2 protein-coding genes are annotated in these 2,121 nt (G+C 44.0%); both read left to right on the forward strand.

Annotated features, from left to right (window positions below; all coding sequences use genetic code 11):
- Positions 1-845, forward strand: an 845-nt coding sequence (locus tag C1720_RS12500; RefSeq protein ID WP_146007063.1) for an RHS repeat domain-containing protein, incomplete at its 5' end; no start/stop codon positions are given.
- Positions 845-1,777: a hypothetical protein gene (locus tag C1720_RS13460; protein WP_146007064.1), complete on the forward strand. Its 933-nt coding sequence runs from the start codon at positions 845-847 to the stop codon at positions 1,775-1,777. The genes C1720_RS12500 and C1720_RS13460, both read left to right, overlap by 1 nt.
- The last annotated feature ends 344 nt before the right edge of the window (positions 1,778-2,121 follow it).

Below are 2,121 nucleotides of genomic sequence, written 5' to 3' on the forward strand. Positions count from 1 at the left end.
GCGGACAGATCATCGAAACGCTGGACTTTGATGCGTTTGGCAATGAAGAAGCAGGCGCTGCGAAAGAGAGCAGACACCGCTACACGGGCGAGAGCTACGACAGCGCCACGGGGCTATACCACCTCAGGGCCAGGGACTACGACCCGAAAACGGGGCGCTTCATCTCGATGGATGAACACCCAGGCAGCCAGAGCATTCCGCTGACGCTGAACAAGTATCTGTATGGCAATGCCGATCCGGTTAATCATATGGATCCGGGCGGGAATTTCTCGCTGGTCATGTCAATGCCCAGCTTTAATCTGAATATGGCGTTGCCCACAGCGGCTTATGCAACTTCAATTCTTGTTGGGGGAGCTGTTATTGCTGATCCGCGAAATAGGAAATTTTCTGTCTGGGATGTCATAGCTGTTTTAATGTTCAACTCGGTTGTCGATTCAATATCAACAGCTGTCCCGGCCAATCCTCCAAAAGATAGGTATGAAGGACACCATACAATTCCGGTTTATCTTTGCGGTAGCATGGATCAAAAACGCTCCGGAATTAGAAGCGACCTTCATGATTTGCTGCATGCAGAGTTAGCATCAATCAAGCTGACGTTAGATATTGCGGAAAAACATGCAACAAAAACAGTTGGATATCACCGTTCGCAGTCTATATTAAAAATAGCCCAAACAATGCCAGGTCGGCAGGCAATAGCGCGTGCTATCTATATGGTGTATGCGAGTGGTGATTGGTTAGATAAAGGCAATCGCCCTATCGGCAAGGTATTTGAAGAAGAGCAGCCGTTCTTCGTTTCTGGAGCGAAGACATCGCTCCCTTGGTGTACAAGGAATGGAGCTCCATAATGCAATATATTCAAGCTGATGAATGGGATTTGTCATCCCTTTCCTTGAAGACTACACACGACTTGAGAAAAGAAGACATCCCTGTTTGTTTGCAGACAGAGATTGTTTGTGGGAATGAAAAAGTCATTCTGATGAATATATTTGCACCAAGGAACTATATATTCTGGAATTTTGCAGACAGTTATCGCGCTTTCTCTTTTGGGCAATCCGCATTTCAAAATTACCTGGCTACTCGCCAAGATTGGAAAGAACGACTTATAGAAATTAACGAATTGTGCAATCCCGCAAACGATAGTTTTTTTTCATATCATCTGTTTGGTGGCTTGACGCGTGGGTTTAATGATGTATTTAATGATTATGACCATGAGGATATAAATCCTGCCTTGATGGATGGTTTTCATTGCAGTATCGCCATGCATGCATATATGTATGAAAATATGAGAAAATATTTAGAATTGCAGCTGGAATATTTTGGCAACAATGCCTTTGTGAAAGATTTTGCGGGAGATCTATTTTCATTCGGAAATGAAGAATCATACAATAATATTTTTAGGATGGTGATATCGGAAAAAAATATAAATCAACTTCATGCTCGCATACCTGATTTTGGTAAATGCAAGATGAATAAAGCAGCATTTTTCCATGCAAAATTGCGTTCGCCAGATTTTTGGCCTCCAAGTGAAAAAGAAAATATTCCATTGGACTTGATGAGTGAGATATTGAAGGCGAGAGCAAGCTGGGTTATTTCAAATCTTCGCCTCACATCTATAGCAATAGCAAAGAATGTCATTAATGATCGAATCTGGGGTGTTCCCAAGTATGCAGATATTCGAAACGAGCTAAGAAGGATGTTCGATACTGAGTTAGCTAAATTTCCGGTAATTCAGACCAACCCTTATGAAAATAATATATATGATTGCCCAACCTTTTAGATGAGCGTCATATCCTGATGATCTTGCATTAAATATTGATTTAAATAGCCTTGCAGTAAGATTGAGTTCTTTAGATTGTGTATGTTTTCCGTTAATTGCTATTCTTGCTGTGCTATTGCGTTTCCTTCTTTTTAGCGCATGCTTGCTAATTAGCGCCACGGTCACGGCGCAAGACTGGTATGCCGTGACAGACCCGTTGGACACAGACGAACCGGTAGCGCGCATCAGCAGCCCGGGCGACTCTGCGGACATCGTGGTGGCGGACGTCACGGAGCCGGCGGCCATCCTGGGCCAGGCCACGGACAGCCACTTTGCCGAATACGAGCTGCTCATCAGCGCAGCCG

The organism is Ottowia massiliensis (genome assembly GCF_900240305.1).
GTDB classification, from domain to species: Bacteria; Pseudomonadota; Gammaproteobacteria; order Burkholderiales; family Burkholderiaceae_C; genus Ottowia; species Ottowia massiliensis.

Coding starts and splice junctions, on each gene's coding strand:
- C1720_RS13460 (WP_146007064.1), top strand. CDS start 845: ATGCAATATATTCAAGCTGATGAATGGGATTTGTCATCCCTTTCCTTG.